This is a genomic window from Rhodococcus sp. IEGM 1366, from assembly GCF_033142425.1.
GTDB classification, from domain to species: Bacteria; Actinomycetota; Actinomycetes; order Mycobacteriales; family Mycobacteriaceae; genus Rhodococcus_F; species Rhodococcus_F globerula.
On sequence record NZ_JAWLRZ010000005.1, the window covers coordinates 76,812 to 91,679 of the forward strand.

The window sequence follows — 14,868 nt, forward strand, 5'->3', positions numbered from 1 at the left end:
CAACCCGGGCGCTTCCCATTCCATCGACCTCGAGGCGCACAGTGCTAGGCGTAGTCGAGCGCACCCTCGGCCGGGGTGGGTACCCTACGGCGCAGCGGAGATCCGAGCGCTCTGGCCAAGTCCGTACCGTCGTGTTCGGCGAGCAGTTCACCGTTCGACCACACCAGTAGCGCGGCGCTGACGGCTTGCTCGGCCGTCGAGTGAGCCAGGTCGTAGTGTGCGCACCCGGGGACGTCGGCATACGTGATCCAGAGGTCGTATCCCGTCATGAAGAGGTCGAGATCGAACTGGACGCTCAATCCCAACAACTCGCTTCGACCGTTGTCGTCGACGCCGGCAAATGCCTCGTCGAGTGCAAGTAGCCGCGGCGCATGCGGATCGGCCGAATCGAGCATGACGTGCGCTGCCGCGAAGAGTGGCAGATGCAGCGACACCGACTGCTCGCCGCCGGACAGCGCGCTGTGCCGAGCGACGGTGAGTCGATCTTCCTTGCCTTCGCCGCTGATGAGGGTGAAGGAGAAGAACCGCCACTGCCGGTAGTCGAGTGCCGACGACAGGATTTCCGGGTACGACCGCTCGGGATGTGCCGCCCGGGCAGTGCGAATCTGCGTCGCAAAATGTGCGCGCAGTGTCGCCAACTCGTCCACGCCCAGCGCCGACGCGTCTCGATCGAGCAGTTTGGAGATGGCGCGGGAGCTGTCGTCGAGGTTGTCGGCCAGAACCCAGTGGACGCCGATGGTGTTGCCGGACGACATGTGCCGCTCACGCATCTCGGTGCCCATCTGAGCGATGAGTTCGCGGGCGTCGACGGTACGCTCGTGGATCTGTTGGGCCAGTCCGGTGAGCAGTGCGTCTTCGAGAATGCGACGCTCGGATTCGGTGAGCAGCTGCTCCTGATCTCCGCGAGCTTCGTGGATGCGGGTTGCGAACTCGCCGATCGAGGAATGTCCCTGTTCGTCCTGCACGCGGACGACGGTGAGCCCGTCCGGTGCGTCCCACTGCAGGCGGTAATCCTGGCCGGCGGCAGCGAGTTGGGCGTCGAATTCCTGCAGCGCGGACGTCAGGGCCGTGCGGGTTGCCTTGCGCGCACCGTCGGTGACGCGAACCGTCGAGGTTGCCGCGTCGAGTGCCCGGTACAGCTTGTCCACGTCTTCGGGCAGTACCGGCGGGTGCGGGGCGTCGTCGGTGCGGTCCTCGTTCTGGATCCGGTAGACGAGTTGATCGGGGCTCATCCACGCCGCGGAACTGGCAGGCCAACTCAGCGGTTCGGTGATGCCGAGCAGCTCGAGCAGATCGGGTCGCGCGTACGGCGCGAGTTGCTCTGCGTCGCTACGCGTTTCGGTGAGGGTGTGCCGCAAGGTCTCGACGGCGGTGTTGTAGGCGCCTTCGGCGGTGCCGATGTGGAGTACGGCCGCGTCGTAGGCCTTACGGGCGGCGCGTTGGTCGACTTTGCATTCCTCGATCTTGGCGCGCGCCTTGGCGAGGTCGAGATCGATTTGCTCGGCACTCGCGCCGAGGGTGTCGCGCAGGGTTTCCAGGCGTTGGACCTGCTGGAGCAGGCTCTCCTCCGCGATGGCCGCTTCTTCGGCAAATTCCTCGGCGTTGGTGCGTGACTCGTCGAGGCGATCGATCGATTCGCGTTCGAGTTCCACCTCTTTGGCGTACTCGCGTCGGCATCGCAGGGCGACGTCGCCTTGCTTCTCGAAATGACGGATCGCCGCCGCCAACGAGTCGAGTTCCCGGCCGGCGTGCGGGGTGCGATGCGTCGACGCCGTCGCGCGCAACTGCTTTTCCTTGGCCGCGAGATCCGCTATCGCCGCGTCGAGTTCACGCTGCGCGCTGTCTGTTGCTTCGGACCGTGTGCGCAGAGCGCCCGCCGATTCGGCGACAGCTTTGAGCGCGCGCAGAATCGAGCCGGTCTTGGGGAGTTCTTTTGCGGCCGCGGCAAGTTGAGCCAACTGCTCGTTGGTCTGCGCCACGAGTGCTGTGCCGGTGTCGATTGCCGTGGCAAGTTCGTCGAGGGCAACGTCGATTTCGGCGATCCGGGCAGCGCGACGACGCGCGCGGGCCGTCGTGCCGATGTACTCGGCGTCGGTCTTAACGTGCCGTCCGTGGACAACACCCTGCCAGAATCGGCCGTCGACGCCGATAGCAACTGCGGCGGTGGTGGTGTCCGCGTTCTCGACCAGGCTGATCGAGGCGAGAATTCCCCTGACCTGTGCGTCGGGGACGTCGGAGTTGCCCTCGACCTCGAGAACATCGGCGAGGGTGCGTCCCTTGGGCCGCTGCTTTGTCGGGAGTGCTGTGAGGAATTGCTCGCTGACGAATTCAGGCAGCTGCTCGCCGGGCGCTACCCAGCCGTCCAACATGTTTGCCGCTTGTAGTGCGGATTCGATTCCCGTGGCCACGTCGGGTTCGACAGACTCGGCGAACCGAACAAGGCTCCAGAAGGGCGCACCTGGCAGGTCCTTGCGGCTGTCGGTGCGGGCGTGGAATGCGGGCGGAGCATCGTCGTGCTCGGCCGAGACTGCCTTGCGTTCGGCTTTCAGTGCGGTGACGGAGGCGCGGGCGGCTGAGATTTCCGCTTCCGCACTGCGTCGACGCTCCCGCAAGGCTTCGATTCCGGCCTCGGTGTGTTCGGCGAGTACGGCAGCCAGCGTCGGAGCGTCTTCGTCACCGACTACCGACAGTGCACCGTCCAGTGCCTCGAACAGTGAGGTATCGGCGCCGGCAGCGGCGTAGCGCTCCGAATGCCCGGTCCACCACGAGCGAAGGCCGGTCGCACATTCACCGCGAGCCAATTCGACGGCGGCTTCGCCCTCGAGGACCGCAGCTTTGGCTGATTCCAGCAGTTCTTGGCCACGACGCGACGAATTCTCGGCGCGGGTCCGCTCGGTGGTGGCTTTCTCCACGGTGGCGAGGGCGGCGCGCACAACACGAACGTCTCCGTCGCGCTCTTCGGCGTGGCCACGCACGGCGGCGGTGATCTGATCGCTGCGGGAACCGTCCGGCAGCGGTGTCCAGACGATACCGGCGTCTTCGGCGGCGACGCGCAGTTCGTCCTCGGCCCGCGAGAGTGCTTCGGCACCGCGGCGTACCGACGCGGTGGCCTTTTCGGCTTCGTCGCCGCGCTGCGCCAATGTTGCCTGCGCCTTGCGGGACTTGTCGGCCTGCTGCTCGGTGGACAGTTTCAGCGTTGCGACGGCCTGCGCGAGGTCGTCGAGCTGCTGCTTGCCTTCGTACGCGCTCGAGCGTTGCAGCGCTTCGACATTGGCGCGGGCGTGATCGAGTGCCTGTTCGGCGGCATTGAACCGTTCTTCGGCTGCTGTGCGCGCTTCTCGGCTCCGCAGCTGGGCAACAGCCGATTCGTCCATGGCGGCAACACCTTTGGTGACCGCGGCCAGGCGGGCCCCGACCTGTTCGATCTCGCCCCGCGACTGCTGGCGCAGATACTTGGTGTAGACGCCGATGAAAGTCTGGGCCGCGCCGTCGGCAGCGGCCAGCCCCTCGAGCGCGCGGCCCACTTCTTCCATGTCGCTGAACGAGCGGGCAGCTTCGAGCACCAATTGATCGTCGAGGGGGCGCAGTCCGTCGGTGAGCGCCTGCGAAAGACCCTTCGGGTCAAGGTTCTTCGCTAGCTGCGGACGGCGTAGCGTCAGGATCAGGTTGATCAGCTGGTCGTAACGCTGCACGCCGAGGCCGAACATGCGCGCGTCGATGGCGGTGCGGTAGTCGAGGGGACGGTCCGTGATCGCGTCACTGCCCAGTTGCTCGGCCAACTGCTTCTTTGTCAGCGGGCGATCGTCGGCGCCGATCAGCGAGAAGTCGACACCCACTCGGCCGTCGGCGACGAAGTACCAGCGTGTGACCTTGTCGTTGGTTCGGCTCGCACGCATGCCGATGCCGACGGTGACGGCTTCGGGGTCGTCGAGTGAGCCGCGGCAGAACTCCATCCACACATAGGAGTGTGCGGTGTCCTGCCCGCGATAGAGCAGGTTCGACTTCATGGTGCGTTCTTCGCCGGCAAACGGATTGAGGCGACGCGGTTCGATGCGGCCGTCGAAGACAAACGGGAACAGCACCTCGAGTGCCTTGGTCTTGCCGGATCCGTTGGGTCCGCGCAGGACCAGGCGGCCGTCGGCGAAAGAGAATTCCTGGTCGCGGTAGTCCCAGAGGTTGATGATGCCGGCCCGGGTAGGTCGGAAACGGGCGCTGTTCATGCGTTTTCTACCTCTGGTTCTTCTGTGCTGCCGGAAAATTCGGAACTGGGCTCGGGTGCGGAGTTGTCGACCGCAAAGTCGATGAGGGGATCGCGTTCGCGGACATTGACCACAACGTCGCGGTAGCGCGCGAGTACGGGCAGAACGAGCACTCCGCCGGGTACCGCGTGTGTCAGGCGCAGTCGCTGCAGCAGTCCGAGTGACTGTTTACGCAGTCCGTTGTGGTCTGCCTGCCACTGGGCCGCAAACGTTCGGCCGAACTGATCCACCAATTCGGTGATCTTGTCCGCCAGCCACGTGTCGTCGATCAGGGGATATGTCGCCGGTTCCTCGGGATCGGCAGGCTCCGAAGTAGGTTCGACGGGCTCGGCATCCTCGTCGGCAAGATCCTCGAAGATTCCGGCCTCGGGGATCGCTGCATCGAGTTGCTCGATGAGGTGGTCGTCGGACTCGGGAGGAAGCGGGAGTTTCGGCAGTTCCGGCGCGTCGACGTCGAGTATCCGGTCGGCGATTTCGCCGGCCAGCAGCAGTGCGACCTGGGCGATCGTGCCGGTGCTGGGAAAACGCACGTCAGACAGGCGCCCGGTGGGGTCGATCATCGCGATTCCCTCGGCTCGGCGCTCGGCAACGAGTCCGGTCAACATTTCGACGTCGGACGCGGTCTTGGGTTGGGCCAACGCGATCAGTTCATGCTGATCGAGTTCACCGGCCAACACCACTGGGCGTTCGACGAGAGCCCGACGCACTCGCCGCCCGATTGCCTTGGCGTCCACGGGAACCCCGTCTTCCTCAGCCGCCTGGGATGTTTCGGCAGCGAGGAGTCCGCGAATGGAATGCAGGTGCTGCAGCGCGCGCGGTGGGCGGAACAGTGCCACGACGACGGATCGGTCGATGTCGTAGAGCGCTTCTCCCGCTTCGGGATTGGATGCCCAGCCGTTGGCGTCACCGTCGGCGAGTGCGATGGCGCCGCGCACACCGAGCCAGCCGACGGCGTCGACAAACGCGTCGCGATCGGCGCCGCGATCGGTGGACAGTTCGACGCCGTCCACCTGTGCGGCGTCGGCGGCCACGTGATCTGCCAACTCCGACAACGTGATCTGGTTGCCGGCGCGGCCCAAGGCGGCGAGGCACAGGGCCAGGTACGAATAGCGGGTGCGGTCGAACGTGCGCTCGGTTGCCGTCTGGGCGGGTGCCGACGGGTTGAGGCGATCGGAGACCGTGAACAACCGAGCCGTTGTCTCGGTGACCTCGAGGCGGTAACCGAAGAGGTCGAGGAGGTCATCTCGCAGTTCGGTGGCCCACCGGCGTAGCAGTGGCAACGCCGCCCGATCCGGATACGACGTGGTGACCAGGTGATTCGACAGGATGACCCTTGCCGCGCGTTGATACGAATCGAGCGCAAGGGGAGTGATCTCGCGAGCTCTCATCGAACGCTGACCTCGATGCCGTCGAGGTGCATCCGGCCGCGCGCGGTGGTGATGGTGGTGGAACCGTCCGACGGGCTCAGCGTCAATTTCACCCCGTTCTCGCTACCGGTGGAACTCTTGACGCGGCCGACGACCGGCACGCGGGCCGTGAGTGCGGCATTGAGCAAACTCAGCAAAACTTCGGTCTCCTGCTCGTTGAGCTCACGTTGATACACACCGTTGGCGGCCAGGGATTGTGCTGCGGCACTACGGGTTCGCTGCGCCGCGAGCTGTTCTTCGCGCAGCCGTCGGATACTTCCGTCGTTGCGGGCGACCTTGCTGGGCAAGCCGGGCGACGGTGGGCGCCCTGTTTCCGCCAGGGTGCGGGCGATCTCGACGGGCGGTGCCTCCCACCAGGATCGGTGGTGGGAAATAATGTCGGCGTCTGGGTGAACCATCGACAGGTGGCGCGGGCGACCGAGGTCGAACACGGCCTGGAACAGTGCATGAGCCGCGTCCTCGGACGGTGTGGCGGCAAACCACCCGGCGAGATGGCGCAGCTGGCTTTCGCGGCTGACACCGCCCCGTCGGGTTTCGGTGACGCGGCGCAACAGCGCGAGCACTGCGGCAATCGCGCTCATCGTTCCTTCGCGCAGTCGCTCGGACTCACTGATTCCGGTCTCGGCGGAGACGAACCACGCGGTCAAGCCGCGCCAGCGGGCCATCCAGTCGTCTTCGCGTTCGGCGATCGGAACGAACACTCGCTCGTCGCTGGCGGCGGCGAGCCGGATCATCCGGTCGACACCCGTCGATTCGACGTGCTCGATGGCTTCCTTGAGTTTCGGGGCGTACCGCGCGAGGTCGGAGCTGAATTCGCGCATGTGCGTCAGCAGGGCGTCCTTGTGGTTCAGGAATGCCTGCGGCGTCACTTCCGTCGTCCGAACCAGATCGCCGAGCGTGAGATAGAAGTGCGCGGCACGATCGGCCATGTCGGACAGTGTCGAGTCGAGGCGTTTGAGTTTGCGGAAGATGAGGTCGCCGTCTGCCGTTCGATTGGCTTCGGCCAGTTCCGACATGTCGGCCAGAAGGTCCGCCAGCGCCAGTCGTGAGAGGGACGAATTGTCGAGCCTGGCGGCAAGTACGTCCTCGACGGACCGGTACACCTGATACCCGGCCTGGCCGAACTGGTACACAAAATGGCGGTTCCGATACTCGGCCAACGACGCGGCGCGTGTGCCGTCGTAGCTGCGTTCGAGAATCTCCCACACGTGCAACTGGTCCAGCAGCGGCGCAATCTCGGTCGACGACAGCTGAGCGGCGGGATCCGAGCCACCGATCTTCTCGAGGATCTGAGCGACCGTCCCCGCATGGAGCAGGACTGTGTAATTGGCGCGGGCGTGGTCGAATGCGCGAAGTACCCATAGGTACTCGGCGCGCTTCTCGGCGACCGTGAACGAAAACAATTTCAGTCGATGGGTATCCGCGTACGCCGTCGCTACGCCCGCGATATGCGTTTCATTCACCATGACAGCGTAGGCGAGAGTGTCGTCCGAATTTCCCTACGGTCGATCCTTGGCTGGGGAGGCGGCGCGTCGCCACTGCGATTCGTTCTCGATCATCCAGCCCATCAGGTGATCGGCCGCTGCTTCGTCGGCATCCGGACCGACGAGAAGATCGGCGTAGGCCTGACTCGGAGACACGATCCGGATGCCGTCGCGGGTGAGAATTCGGTCGAACACCGACGGCGACAGGGGAGCGGTGACCCACACATCGGCACCGGTCTCGACGCGCCGCAGGCCCAACGCGTCGGCAAATTGGTCGACGTTGTCGGCGTGGAAATGAGCCCGCTGAGTGGGCGCATACCGGGCGAACGGCGCGGCAGCGACGGATGCCGTTGCCGCATAGATGTGTCCGCTGAGTTGGCGGAGCTGATCGAAGAGCGCTTCAAGTCCGTCTGGAGCGTGAAAGCCGTGCGGTGTGGGTGCTTTGGCGATGGATTCCTGTGCCCACTCCCGGAGCATCTTCTGCCAGTTGGCGTCGGCGATGCCGCCCCGGGGGAGTCTGGTCACCAATTCCCGATCGGCGAGGGTTTGCACCACTCGATACGTTGCGCCCGTTGATGCCCCGGCCAAACGGACCAGAGCGGTGATCGCCAGGGGCGAAGCAAAATCTGCGAGCGCCCGCACGACCCGCGCCGACGGATCGCCGGCCAGCTGGCCCGACGGCCGGCCGGGGCCGCGCCACGGATCGGCGTCGGCGCCCCTGCCTCGCACCCAGACGGCAGGGCGATCGGCGGTGAGAGAGACGTTGCCCGTCGCATCGGCGTAGGAGAGTGCATGGGCGTCGAGTTGGCGGCGCACCGGTTCGGACAGATATTTGGCGCAGACGAATCCGGTTTGCCCGGTGGGGAAGCGGTCGGCGATACCGGGAACGTCGCTGCTGAGAACTCCATGTGCGGCGTAGACGCCGAACTTCGCGACCGACCCGTCAGGGGAGCGCAGGTCGAGGCGAATGGGTGCTTCGGACAGATCGGGGGAGCGTTGCGTCGACAGTGACCAGGTGGCGGGCAGATTTTCTTCGATGATCGCGACGGATCGCCGAAAAATGTCGATGGGGCGCTCGGGTTCCGACTCGGATTCGCTCATTGTTCCATTGTATCAATATCTGTCGCTGACGGAAACACCAAATTTTCCGAATATTTGTCGTCAGTTCTATCCGAACCAACGACCTCAATTCACCAAGTCGCCGCACTTCAGCAACCCAAAGGATCAGAAAATCATCGACGGAGGGGGCTAAGCCTCCGCGGTATTCGACGGTTTCTGCCGAGGCATGATCAGCGGAGCCACAACAGCAAGTAGAGCGGCGGGTATCAGGAAACTTGCGATGGACGAGGCGTCGTAGATCGGAGTGAGAGCGAGGGGAGCGAGTGCCGCGCCGCCGAAGCGCATTGCCTGGACGACGGATACCGCGCCGCCGCGATTCGGACCCTGCGAGCCGAGCACCGCCGCGTTGACGCCGACGAGTACGAACTGGCTGGACACACCGGCAATAAACCAGGCGATCGCAATCGCCGGGATAGCGGACGCGAGTCCTACGACTGCAACGAGTACAGCGCCGCTGATTGCGCCGATGGTCACTGCCTTCTGGGCGCCGATGCGGTCGATCAGGATTCCCGCTCGTCGGGCGGCGATAATGCCGGCCAAACCGAACAGCGTCAGCATCAGACCGCGGGCTGTGGGCGAGAGACCGAACTCGTCCTCGAACCGGAATGCCAGGAGGAAGCTCAGACCGCCGAGTGCGCCCCAACCGAGGAGGGCGGCAACGCCGATCCGCAGCACTTCCGGACGCAGTGCGTCACGGAGTCTGGCGGGCGCGGCAGACGGAGGCGCCGTGGTTTTGGGTAACCCGACGGCGCCCAGAACTCCAGCTACAACTGCGATTACGAGAAATGCAAGGCGCCAATCGAATTCGGCCGCGAGGCCGCCGATCAGGGGAGCGGACGACTGACCGGCGGCCTGAAACGCACCGAAGGCGCCCAGTGCGCGGCCCAGGCGGGCCTGTGGCGTCGCTGCTGCCAATGATGCAAGCAAGAGGGGAGTTGTGAAGGCATTGGCGCTACCTTGCAGGACCCGAGCTGCAAGGAAGATGTCCAGCGTCGGAGCCAGGAAACATGCCAACGACGCGGCCACGTACACGCCATACGCGATGCGGACGGTCCGCACTTTTCCCCACCGGGAGCCGAGAGTTCCCGACACCAACATCAATGCCGCAAAAGGTAGAAGGTACGCAGTGAGCGACGACGCGGCCGCGGACGCCCCGACCCCCAGGTCGTCGCCGATCTCGGGGAGAACGGACGCCACCACGCCGCCGCCGAACGGGCCGAGAAACCCGCCGGCGTACAGCGCGATCAACTGGAGGCGAAGGCGAAGCGGTCTGGGGTTGTGCGTGTTTTCGTCGGGAGAAGTGTTGCTCACAGCCCGAAGCTACCGGGGCCTCGCCGCCGCAGGTAACGCTCGAATTCGGCAGCGATCGCATCGCCGTCGATCTTGGCGATTGCTTCTGTGATGTCTGTCTCAGCGTCGCCGCGCTCTTCCAAAGTCCGTACGTATTCGCCGATCTCCTCGTCGTCTGCAGTCATTTCGTTGACCGCTTCCTCCCAGTCTTCGGATTGAGAGGGGAGTTCGCCCAGGGGAACCTCGATGTCGAGAACGTCTTCGACGCGCTGCAGCAGTGCCACCGTGGCTTTGGGGTTGGGCGGCTGAGACACGTAGTGCGGCACCGCTGCCCAGAACGAGATAGCTGGTACGCCGGCCCGGACGCACTCGTCCTGAAGAACTCCGGTGATACCGGTGGGGCCTTCGTAGCGAGTCTGCTCGAGGTTGAATCGAGCTGCGGATTCGCTGCTGTATGCGGTTCCGGTCACCGGTACCGGACGGGTGTGCGGTGTGTCCGCGAGAAGTGCTCCGAGGATGACCACCGTCTTGACGTTCAGTTGGTCGATCAGCTCGAGGAGATCCTCGCAGAAGCTGCGCCAACGCATGTTCGGCTCGATACCGTGAAGCAGAACGATGTCGCTCTCGCTGCCAGGCGGTGAGCAGACGGACAAACGTGTGGCAGGCCACACGATTTCTCGGGTGACGCCGTCGACCTGCCGTACGGTCGGGCGGTTGACCTGATAGTCGTAGTAGTCCTCCGAATCGAGTTCCGCGAGCGGTTGGGCATCCCAGATCAGTTCGAGGTGCTCGACGGCGCCGCTGGCGGCGTCACCTGCGTCGTTCCAGCCTTCGAAGGCTGCCACGAGAATGGGATCGCGGAGCACGGGGATATCGCCTTGGGGGCGATCAGGGCTCTCGAAGGCCGCGGAATCATCGAAATCGACCGGGCCGTCGGGAGTGACGGGGAACTCACTTGGACTCACCCACCCAGCCTACGGCCAGAGCATCGGAGAGCGCCCACTACTCTGGACGGCATGTCTGCCCCATTTAACTCTGCCCTGCTTGATGCGTTGAATCAGCGCGTTGTCATCGGCGACGGAGCGATGGGCACCATGTTGCAGGCCGCGGACCTCACACTAGATGATTTCCTCGGACTCGAGGGGTGCAATGAGATCCTCAACGACACCCGCCCCGACGTGCTCAAAGACATCCACCGCGCGTACTTTGCCGCCGGTGCCGATGCTGTCGAGACCAACACTTTCGGGTGCAACCTGCCCAACCTCGCCGACTACGACATCTCGCATCGAATCCGTGAGCTTTCCGAGAAGGGCACTGCCCTCGCTCGTGAGGTAGCTGACGAGATGGGGCCAGGCCGCGACGGTATGGCCCGCTTTGTTCTCGGCTCGATGGGCCCGGGAACCAAGCTGCCCAGCCTGGGCCACGCCCCGTTTGCGATCCTGCGGGACGCGTACACCGAATCCGCCCTCGGCATGATCGAAGGCGGCGCCGACGCCATCCTCGTCGAGACCTGCCAGGACCTCCTTCAGGTCAAGGCTGCGATTCTCGGCAGCCAGCGGGCGATGGAGCAGTTGGGCTTGCGGATTCCGATCATCACGCACGTGACGGTCGAGACCACCGGAACCATGCTTCTCGGCAGCGAGATCGGGGCCGCGTTGACGGCACTCGAGCCGCTCGGCATCGACATGATCGGACTCAACTGCGCAACCGGTCCGGCAGAGATGAGCGAGCACCTTCGCCATCTGTCCAAGTACTCGACGCTGCCGGTCTCCGTCATGCCGAACGCCGGCTTGCCGCAGCTCGGCCCCAATGGTGCCGAGTACCCGCTGACCGCAGACGAATTGGCCGAAGCCCTCAGCGGATTCGTCTCCGAATTCGGTCTCGGCATGGTGGGTGGCTGCTGCGGAACCACCCCAGACCACATCAGGGCAGTTGCCGACGCGGTTCGCCTCGTGGAGAAGGCGCAGCGCACCCCGATTCACGAGGCCAGCACGTCGTCGTTGTACTCGGCTGTTCCGTTCGAACAGGACGCCAGCATCCTGATGATCGGCGAGCGCACGAACTCCAACGGCTCCAAGGCTTTCCGTGAAGCAATGCTGTCCGAGGATTACCAGAAGTGCCTGGACATCGCGAAGGATCAGACTCGCGACGGCGCGCACATGCTCGACCTCAACGTCGACTACGTGGGCCGCGACGGCGCTGCCGACATGTCCGCACTCGCCAGCCGGTTGGCAACGGCGTCGACGCTGCCGATCATGCTCGACTCCACCGAACCTGCGGTTCTGCAGGCCGGACTCGAGCACCTCGGTGGACGTTGTGCCGTCAACTCCGTCAACTACGAGGACGGCGCCGGTCCCGAGTCTCGTTTCCACAAGATCATGACGCTGGTCAAGGAGCACGGCGCTGCCGTTGTCGCGTTGACCATCGACGAGGAGGGCCAGGCGCGCACGGCCGAGACCAAGGTCGCGATCGCCAAGCGCCTGATCGAGGACATCACAGGCAACTGGGGTCTCGCAGAGTCCGACATCATCGTCGACGCTCTCACCTTCCCGATCTCCACCGGTCAGGAAGAAGTGCGCCGCGACGGCATCGAGACCATCGAAGCGATCCGTCAGCTCAAGGCCGCGTACCCGGAACTGCACTTCACACTGGGTATTTCCAATATTTCCTTCGGCTTGAACCCCGCCGCTCGGCAGGTGCTCAACTCGGTGTTCCTGCACGAATGCACCGAGGCCGGCCTCGACACCGCGATCGTGCACGCCTCCAAGATCCTGCCGATGGCACGGATTCCGGAAGAACAGCGTGTAACCGCACTCGACCTGGTCTACGACCGTCGCAGCGAAGGGTACGACCCCCTGCAGAAGTTGATGGAACTGTTCGAGGGTGTCTCGGCAGCGTCGGCCCGTGAGTCACGCGCTCAGGAACTTGCCGGTCTGCCACTGTTCGATCGCCTCGAGCGTCGCATCGTCGACGGCGAGCGCAACGGCCTCGACGACGATCTCACCGAAGCGATGACGGTCAAGTCCCCGATCGAAATCATCAACGAGACACTGCTTTCGGGCATGAAGACCGTCGGTGAACTGTTCGGTTCCGGACAGATGCAGTTGCCGTTCGTTCTGCAGTCCGCCGAGGTCATGAAGGCGGCAGTTGCGTTCCTCGAGCCCCACATGGAAGCGACGGACGACGACGGCAAGGGCCGCCTCGTCATTGCGACGGTCAAGGGCGACGTCCACGATATCGGCAAGAACCTTGTCGACATCATCTTGAGTAACAACGGTTACGACGTCGTGAACCTCGGCATCAAGCAGCCCATCGCGACCATTCTCGATGCTGCGATCGAGCACAAGGCCGATGTCATCGGCATGTCCGGACTGCTCGTGAAGTCGACAGTGGTCATGAAGGACAACCTCAAGGAACTGAACTCTCGCGGTGTCTCGGAACAGTTCCCGGTGTTGCTGGGCGGTGCGGCGCTGACGCGTTCGTACGTCGAGAACGACCTTCAAGAGGTGTACGACGGAACCGTGAGTTACGCACGCGACGCTTTCGAGGGTCTGAATCTGATGGATCAGATCATGACCGAAAAGCGTGGCGGCGGACCCGCGCCGGACAGCCCTGAGGCGATCGCCGCGCGCGAGAAGGTTGCCGAGCGGAAGGCTCGTCATGAGCGTTCCAAGCGGATCGCCGAAAAGCGTAAGGCCGAAGCAGCTCCCGTCGTTCTGCCGGAACGGTCCGATGTTGCAGTCGACATCCCTGTCCCGACCCCGCCGTTCTGGGGCAGCCGCATCGTCAAGGGCGTGGCACTGTCCGAGTACGCCGGTCTGCTCGACGAGCGCGCACTGTTCCTGGGGCAGTGGGGACTTCGTGGTCAGCGTAAGGGCGACGGTCCGACGTACGAAGAGTTGGTCGAAACCGAAGGCAAGCCGCGATTGCGGTACTGGCTGGACCGGTTGACGGCCGAGGGCATTCTCGCGCACGCCGCCGTGGTCTACGGCTACTTCCCGGCGGTGTCCGAGGGTGATGATGTCATCGTGCTCACCGAGCCGAAACCAGATGCGCCGGAACGATTCCGGTTCACCTACCCGCGCCAGCACCGGGACCGTTTCCTGTGCATCGCGGACTTCGTGCGCTCACGCAAGGAAGCCGAGGCGACCGGCCAGGTCGACGTTCTCCCGTTCCAGTTGGTCACGATGGGGCAGCCGATCGCGGACTTCGCGAACGAGCTGTTCGCGTCGAATTCGTACCGTGACTACCTCGAAGTTCACGGCATTGGAGTTCAGCTGACGGAATCGCTTGCCGAGTACTGGCATCGCCGGGTCCGTGAAGAACTGGTTCTGCCTGGCGGCCATTCGGTTGCCGAGCAGGATCCCACCGACGTGTCCGGCTACTTCGACCTCGAATACCGCGGCGCGCGTTACTCCTTCGGATACGGGGCCTGCCCGGATCTCGAGGACCGCGCCAAGTTGGTCGCGTTGCTCGAGCCGGAGCGCATCGGCGTCCACCTCTCGGAGGAACTGCAGTTGCATCCGGAACAGTCCACCGACGCATTTGTCCTGCACCACCCGGAAGCCAAGTACTTCAATGTCTGAGTTGTTGACCGAGGTATCCGAGACGACGCTTGGTGGTGTCCTGTGGGACATGGACGGCACCTTGCTCGATTCGGAGAAGTTGTGGGACGTTGCGCTGCGTGAGCTGTCGCTGCGCCTGGGCGGGCCGATGACGGAGGCGACGCGCGTTGCCGTCATCGGCGCGTCGAGCCCGTTTGCCCTGGCAACGGTGTTCGATTCGCTGGGGCTCGAGCAGCACCCGGAGGCAGTCGCCGAGGCCAAGGACTGGATGTACGCCCGCGTCGGCGATCTGTTCGAGGACGGTGTGACCTGGCGTCCCGGCGCGCAGGATGCACTGGCGATTGTTCGCGACGGGGGACTTCTCTCGGCTCTGGTCACCAATACCGAGCGGGTACTGGTCGATCGCGCACTCGGGATGCTCGGACGAGAGTTCTTCGACCACAGCGTCTGCGGCGACGAGGTAGCCAACGGCAAGCCTGCCGCGGATCCGTATCTGAGGGGTGCTGCGCTTCTCGGTTTGCAACCGTCACAGTGTCTGGCGATCGAGGATTCGCCGACAGGCACGGCTGCGGCCACCGCTGCGGGCTGCGGCGTGCTTGTTGTTCCCTGTGAAGTCGATGTTCCGGCGGGGCCGGGACGTATCTTCCGGGAGTCGTTGACGGACTTGTCGATTCATGATCTCCACGACGTTCATGCGCGTGCGGCACGATAGGCTGGTGTAGCA

General features: G+C 64.4%; 8 protein-coding genes. 2 read left to right on the forward strand and 6 right to left on the reverse strand.

What is annotated here, in order from left to right:
• Positions 1 to 44: 44 nt before the first annotated feature.
• From R4P64_RS16085 to R4P64_RS16110, 6 genes are all read right to left on the reverse strand, one after another.
• A complete protein-coding gene (locus R4P64_RS16085) occupies positions 45 to 4,220 on the reverse strand; it encodes a TIGR02680 family protein (RefSeq protein ID WP_317821701.1) in 4,176 nt (1,391 codons plus the stop codon).
• Positions 4,217 to 5,647 carry a DUF2398 family protein gene (locus R4P64_RS16090; RefSeq protein WP_317544126.1) on the reverse strand — a complete coding sequence of 477 codons (1,431 nt, stop codon included), beginning with the start codon at positions 5,645 to 5,647 and terminating at the stop codon, positions 4,217 to 4,219. Before R4P64_RS16090 ends, R4P64_RS16085 begins: the two co-directional genes overlap by 4 nt.
• Positions 5,644 to 7,152: a TIGR02677 family protein gene (locus R4P64_RS16095; protein WP_411742681.1), complete on the reverse strand. Its 1,509-nt coding sequence runs from the start codon at positions 7,150 to 7,152 to the stop codon at positions 5,644 to 5,646. The genes R4P64_RS16090 and R4P64_RS16095 overlap by 4 nt, the downstream gene beginning before the upstream one ends.
• A gap of 33 nt (positions 7,153 to 7,185) precedes the next feature.
• A complete protein-coding gene (locus tag R4P64_RS16100) occupies positions 7,186 to 8,271 on the reverse strand; it encodes a helix-turn-helix domain-containing protein (RefSeq protein WP_317821705.1) in 1,086 nt (361 codons plus the stop codon).
• Between the two features lie 147 nt (positions 8,272 to 8,418).
• On the reverse strand, positions 8,419 to 9,600 hold the full coding sequence (locus R4P64_RS16105; protein ID WP_411742682.1) for an MFS transporter: 1,182 nt from the start codon (positions 9,598 to 9,600) through the stop codon (positions 8,419 to 8,421).
• Positions 9,597 to 10,544, reverse strand: coding sequence for a PAC2 family protein (locus R4P64_RS16110; RefSeq protein ID WP_033231939.1), 948 nt, complete (start codon positions 10,542 to 10,544; stop codon positions 9,597 to 9,599). The genes R4P64_RS16105 and R4P64_RS16110 overlap by 4 nt, the downstream gene beginning before the upstream one ends.
• A gap of 51 nt (positions 10,545 to 10,595) precedes the next feature.
• On the opposite strand from R4P64_RS16110, the gene metH reads away from it, so the two are divergent.
• Positions 10,596 to 14,165: a methionine synthase gene (metH, locus tag R4P64_RS16115; RefSeq protein WP_045067836.1), complete on the forward strand. Its 3,570-nt coding sequence runs from the start codon at positions 10,596 to 10,598 to the stop codon at positions 14,163 to 14,165.
• Positions 14,158 to 14,856, forward strand: a complete 699-nt coding sequence (locus R4P64_RS16120; RefSeq protein WP_317821707.1) for an HAD family phosphatase — start codon at positions 14,158 to 14,160, stop codon at positions 14,854 to 14,856. Before metH ends, R4P64_RS16120 begins: the two co-directional genes overlap by 8 nt.
• Positions 14,857 to 14,868 lie beyond the last annotated feature (12 nt).